The sequence below is a fragment of the Reinekea sp. genome, assembly GCF_982785585.1.
Window position 1 is genome coordinate 1 of sequence record NZ_CEYAVF010000027.1, and the last position, 5,710, is coordinate 5,710.

The following is a 5,710-nucleotide window of genomic DNA, read 5'->3' on the forward strand; positions in this document are numbered from 1 at the left end:
GGCTCAGTTCTATCACAGAGTTCGACGATTTTGCGTGATGGGGATCGCAACGATTAAGGCGGGTCGAGGCGATTATTTTGATCGCTTCGGGGTCAGTAGGTGATGTGGCCAGAATGGCCTAGGGGAATTGCAGTCGATTGGGTATGTGCGGCGGTTGACGCAGCGCTTTATGGAGCATAAAGCGCTGGCTGTCGGGCTAGCCCAGATTAAGCAACTCAACAATGTCATCGCGATCCGACAAGGCAAACAACAGCGCCAATTCAGACGCTTGCAGCTGGCTGACAATGCGTTTGGTGCCGGCCACCGGATCGGCGGCGTATTCGATCGCGCTGTCGGCCATGCCGCTGGCCCGGGCGGCCTGGGCAATCAGGTCGGTGACTTCACCCGGCTTGCGGCCGCGATAATAGACCGGCAAGTCGGCGGCGATCAGCAGATCGGGCTGCATGACCATTGCGGCGCTGGTGGCGGCCAATATTTCTCGATCCGATCGGTCCCCGGCCATGCTCAGCATCAGGTATTTACGCTGTGCCGGCAGCTTGGCCAGGGTATTGGCCATGGCCTCAATGCCGTGCAGATTGTGGGCAAAATCGAGGATGACCCGGGCGCCCTTGACTTCAAACTGATTGCCTCGGCCCGGGTTATCGTTCACGTTACTGGCAAACTGCTCCAGGGCGCTGGCAATGTCGGCTCTATCCAGCCCGAGGCACTGGGCCACGCCGATGGCTCCTAAGGCATTGCTGATATTGTGCACCGCAGCGCCCTGCAAGGTCATCGGTATGGCGTCGACGGCTACCATATCGTGCTCGGCTTGGCCGTCGAAGTAGACCAGCATGCCGGCGCGCATAAAGCAGACCGGGCCCTGCGCGGCCCGATGGCGCGCAATCACCTCGTTGTGTTCGGACAATGCAAACCAGCATTGACGCACGCTAAGGGGTTCGGCGAAGGTCACCAAGAGCGGGTCGTCGGCATTCAGCACCAGCGTACCGCCCGACAGGGCCTTGCTGACCACCAGCTTGGTCTGCGCCAGGGCCTCCACAGTGTTAATGCCGTATTGGCCCAGATGGTCTTCTGCCACGTTGGTCACCAAGCATACATCGACTCGATCGATCGGCAGACCGCGACGTAAGATGCCGCCGCGGGCGACCTCTAAGATTGCGACCTCGGTCTTGGGGTGACGCAAGACGATGCGCGCCCCCCCGGGACCGGAGAAATCGCCGCGATCGATAATGTCGCTGCCAATGCGAATAAAATCGGTTGAGGTCACGCCACAACGACGCCCTGAGGCTTCGACCATGGCCGATAAGATGCGCACACTGGTCGATTTACCATTGGTACCGGTGACCATCGCGACCGGTATGTTCTGGTAATCGGCCCAGTGGATGTCCGCCGGGGCGGGTAAGGCGGCGATCGGCCACACTTGAGCGCTCGGTCCGGCACCGAGCGAGAACGCATCGTCATCGGCGAGGCCGACCACGCCCTGCTGCTTAGCCAGGGCCAATAAATCGAGCAGCTCTGGATGCGCCTCGGCGGCAATCGCGCTACGCAGTCGCTCGATGCAACCGGGCCAGGTCTCCTCAGCCGTTTGGCTGGTGAGGTCGGCCCGGGCAAACTCCCAGGCCGCCTCATTGAGTTCGCAGGCGCTGTAGAGGGCATCCACGGGTGCACTGATGGCCACGCTAATGCCATTTTCAAAAATACGCGCGCAGGTCTGTTCATCGGGCCATGCCACAGCCCGCAGCAGTTGGTGGGCAAAATCCTGCCAGCGGGCGACCACGGTGGCCTTGTCGATGCCCTGCACAAAACCGTCGATAATGGCGCCCGGGTGATCCCAGAGCAGGCTTTTGCCGGTCAGTCGTCGGCTGTCATCCAATTGAATATTTATCATCGAGACGACCCTCTAATCGCTGCCTTCTTCGGTGTCAAACGCAACTCGGACACCGCGTTCGTCTTTAACAATGGTCATACCCGGTTGCAATACAAAGGTGTCGGGCTCCTCGGCATCCAACATCGACACCAGGCTTTGAGGCGCCTTGGTGGGTGTCGTGCTCTGGCCACCGGTGACGTTATTAAATTGAATAATTTGCTTCCAGCAGCGGGTAATGGCATCGCCGAAGACCATCACCAGGTCGCCGTGATCGGCCAGATTTAAGGCCTTGTCGATGGCATCCACCTCATCGGCAATGACCAGGATCTGCTCGGGTTGAACGCCCTGCTCGATTAAGGCGCGGGCAATCATTTGCGGCACCTCATCGTCACCGCGGCCACGCCGATTGTCATCGGCCTTACAGATATAGAGGTCGAAGTGGCCCGCGGCGGCCCGACTGATATTGACCAGATCGGCATCGCGGCGGTCGCCCGGACCGGCAATGACCACAATACGCTTACCATCCACGTCCAGCTTGGACGCCAGCTCACTCATCGAGCGCACGCCGTCGGCGTTATGCGCATAGTCGAGTATGACCCTGAAAGGGTGTTCATCGAATACGTTCATCCGCCCTGGGGCTTGGAAGAAGGTGGTATTAAAGGTGCGTAAGCCGTGCTGAATATCTTCAAGGCGCTTGTTCAGGCTAAAGGCCAGGGCCGCGGCGAACATGGCATTTTGCACGTTATGAGTCGCCTTTCCCTCGAGCGTGGCCGGAATCAGATGGGTCCACAACAGCGGAATGTGCACGCCCTTGTCAAAAATAGTAATCATCTCGCCATTGATGCCCCGTTCCAACACCACCGCCCGGCCACCGGCCCGGATGTGCTCGCGCACTAGGCTGTGGCCGGAATTCATGGTGACGTAGCAGATGTTTTTAGCCTTCACATAGGCCGACATCTTAACGCATTCCAGATCGTCGGCATTGAGAATGGCAGTATCGGTCGCCACTTCGACCACGACGCGCTTAATCTCGGCCAGTTGGCTGACGGTATCGATACCCTTGAGGCCCAGATGGTCTTCCTGGACATTTAAACAAGCCGACACATCGGTCTCACGATAGCCCAAGCCGGCGCGTAAAATGCCGCCGCGCGCCGTTTCCAGTACGGCAATGTCAACCAGTGGATCGCGCAGTACCATTTGCGAGGACACCGGCCCGGTCATATCGCCCTTGACCGACAGACGGCCGTCGACATACACGCCGTCGGTCGAGGTCATGCCCACTATATGACCCGCGGTTTTCAGAATATGGGACAGCATGCGTGAGGTGGTGGTTTTACCATTGGTACCGGTAATACCGGCAATGGGGATGCGCGCCGGCTCGCCGACTGGGAACAACATGTCCAAAACCTTGCCGGCCACATCGCGCGGCTGCCCTTCGCTCGGGGCCACGTGCATGCGGAATCCGGGTGCGGCATTGACTTCAACAATACCGCCCCCGACGTCCTTATAGGATTGGGTAATATCGGAGGTCAAAAAATCGACCCCGCCTATATCGAGCCCGACGGCGCTGATCGCCCGTTCGGCCATGGCCCGGTTATCGGGGTGCACGACATCAGTAAGGTCGATCGCGGTGCCGCCGGTCGATAGGTTCGCGGTGGCACGCAGATAGAACAGTTCGCCCTGGGCTAAGACGGTATCGGCGGTATAGTCGGCTTCACCCAGCAACCTCAGGGCTTGGGCATCCAGCTCCAGGCGCGTGAGCACCTTTTCATGGCCCACGCCCCGACGTGGATCTTCATTGACTCGGTCGATCAGGCTGGCAACCGAACTGACGCCATCGCCGATCACATGGCCGGGGACTCGCTTGGCCACGGCGACCAGCTCGCCATTGACCACCAGCATGCGATGGTCCAGACCGGTCAAGAACGACTCCACTAAAACGGCCTTACCGGTGCCAAACTCACGTGCGTAATCAAAGGCGGTCACGACCATCTCGGGGGTGGTCAGATTAATCGACACGCCGCGGCCATGATTGGCATTGAGGGGCTTAACCACCACCGGGAAGCCGATGGTTTTGGCCGCAGACAGCGCCTTCTCTTGTGAATAGACCAGGCGTTGTTGGGGTAATGGCAGGCCCAGGCTGTTGAGCAAGTTATGGGTTTCTTCCTTGTCACAGGAAATTTCCACGGCGATATGCTTGGTCATGCTGGTAATGGTGGCCTGAATCCGTTGCTGATACTTGCCGTGCCCGAATTGCACCAGACTGTATTCATTAAGGCGTAACCACGGGATGTTGCGCGCCTCGGCGGCATTGACCAGCGCCTGGGTGCTGGGGCCAAACTCCTTGCGCTGAGCAAAGCGGATAAAGTCGGCCAGTTCTTGCTCAAAATCAAAATCGTCATCGACTCGGCTGTTCAATTGGCCTTGAATTTCAGCCGGCATCAAGGAAATCAAGAGTTGGCGCGCCAGATCGGATGCGGCCAGGCCGACATCCTTTTGGTGATACTCGTACACCATGTTGTAGCGGCCGACCGCGCCCGCGCCGCGGGTCCGCCCAAAGCTGACTTTGTTGCCGCCCATGCACTGCAGCTCCAAGGTCACATGTTCCCAAATATGGGCGATCCAGGTGCCTTCATCTTCTTTCAGGCGGCGAATAAAGCCACCGGGCACGCCATAGGAACAACCGTGGTCATCGAGGCCCGGTAAGGCGGCCACGAGGCCATCGATAAAGGCCTCACCCAACTTGACTGAGGGGTAGTCTTCCAATATCCCCAGATCCACAACTCGACGGATGACCGGGAAGTGCGCGTAAACGCTGGGACCGACATAGACATTGGAAGAAACATACTTCATTGGGCATTTCCTATTTAAATTTAAGTTCGAACTTGAGCAGCAAGGCGCGCCGTCAACTCAAATGGATTTCATAGGTCAGTGGCATCTGAACATCAACCGACTCACTTCGGAAAGGCTTCTCGGGTATTTAAATCGAACTTTGCGCCGCTGCTCAGCATATGCAGGGTGAGACCAATCAGGGTGATGGCTTCGCCGATACGGGCGTCAGCCATCGAACTGTGTTTTAGACCCGAAGGATCCACTACCGTGATGCTGCCGCTGCCGACTACTTCGAGCATATCATCCGGCCCGATAAAGGCCGCTGTATCTTCACAAATACCCAAGCCCGATGCAAATGGGTTATAGGACACGGCGGAGAGCAAGCGCCCTAACCGATTGCGCTGACTGAAATGCTGATCCAACAGCACCTTATTGATCAGCCCCAAGCCCGGTGCAAAGGTCACGCCCTGTTCATTGGGCAAGGCGCCTGTAGGTCCTCCGGCGATCATATGCTCGGGCATAATGGCCGCTCCGGCCGAGGTGCCCGCCACATGCACACCGCCAGCATTGAGTTTACGGATCGCTTGCGCAACCGGCGTACCGCCAATAATGGTGGACAGGCGCAGTTGGTTACCGCCGGTGATAAAGATGCCAGTCGCCTGTTGCAGCAGCTCAAGATAGTCTGCCCGAGCGGCATCGTCGCGTGAGCTAATGGCCAAGGACACAGCCTGGTGAGCGCCTAACTCGAGAAATACCTGCTCGTAGTTGGCACCGGTATCCGCCAGCTTAGACGCGGTTGGAATGATGACGATCACGGCCGCTTTGCCGCCGCTTAATTCTACAAAACGTTTCAGTATTGCCGGATCACTTTTGCGTTCTTCTGCCCCCCCAATTGGAATAACAAAGCCTCTTGTTACGCCGTCAACTACCTTTGCTGGACACATATGAACCTCAGATGGATCTCGAATGGAAAGTGCTAATTTTTACAGCTAATTCAAGCATTTATGCCATATT

General features: G+C 57.8%; 3 protein-coding genes. All 3 read right to left on the minus strand.

Annotated elements, in window-relative coordinates; genetic code table 11:
• Positions 1 to 196: 196 nt before the first annotated feature.
• The 3 genes from AC4FIC_RS11180 to AC4FIC_RS11190 all read right to left on the minus strand — a co-directional run bounded on the left by AC4FIC_RS11180 (position 197) and on the right by AC4FIC_RS11190 (position 5,640).
• Positions 197 to 1,885, minus strand: a complete 1,689-nt coding sequence (locus AC4FIC_RS11180) for a Mur ligase family protein (protein WP_273286492.1) — start codon at positions 1,883 to 1,885, stop codon at positions 197 to 199.
• 12 nt (positions 1,886 to 1,897) lie between these two features.
• The gene (gene cphA, locus AC4FIC_RS11185; RefSeq protein ID WP_273286490.1) at positions 1,898 to 4,717 is read right to left on the minus strand and encodes a cyanophycin synthetase; all 2,820 of its coding nucleotides are present in this window, start codon (positions 4,715 to 4,717) and stop codon (positions 1,898 to 1,900) included.
• A gap of 101 nt (positions 4,718 to 4,818) precedes the next feature.
• Positions 4,819 to 5,640, minus strand: a complete 822-nt coding sequence (locus AC4FIC_RS11190) for a cyanophycinase (RefSeq protein ID WP_100257260.1) — start codon at positions 5,638 to 5,640, stop codon at positions 4,819 to 4,821.
• Between the last annotated feature and the right edge of the window lie 70 nt (positions 5,641 to 5,710).

Bases quoted from the DNA above. Each gene is read 5' to 3' on its own strand.
- AC4FIC_RS11180 (WP_273286492.1), bottom strand. From the start codon at position 1,885: ATGATAAATATTCAATTGGATGACAGCCGACGACTGACCGGCAAAAGC.
- AC4FIC_RS11190 (WP_100257260.1), bottom strand. From the start codon at position 5,640: ATGTGTCCAGCAAAGGTAGTTGACGGCGTAACAAGAGGCTTTGTTATT.
- cphA (WP_273286490.1), bottom strand. From the start codon at position 4,717: ATGAAGTATGTTTCTTCCAATGTCTATGTCGGTCCCAGCGTTTACGCG.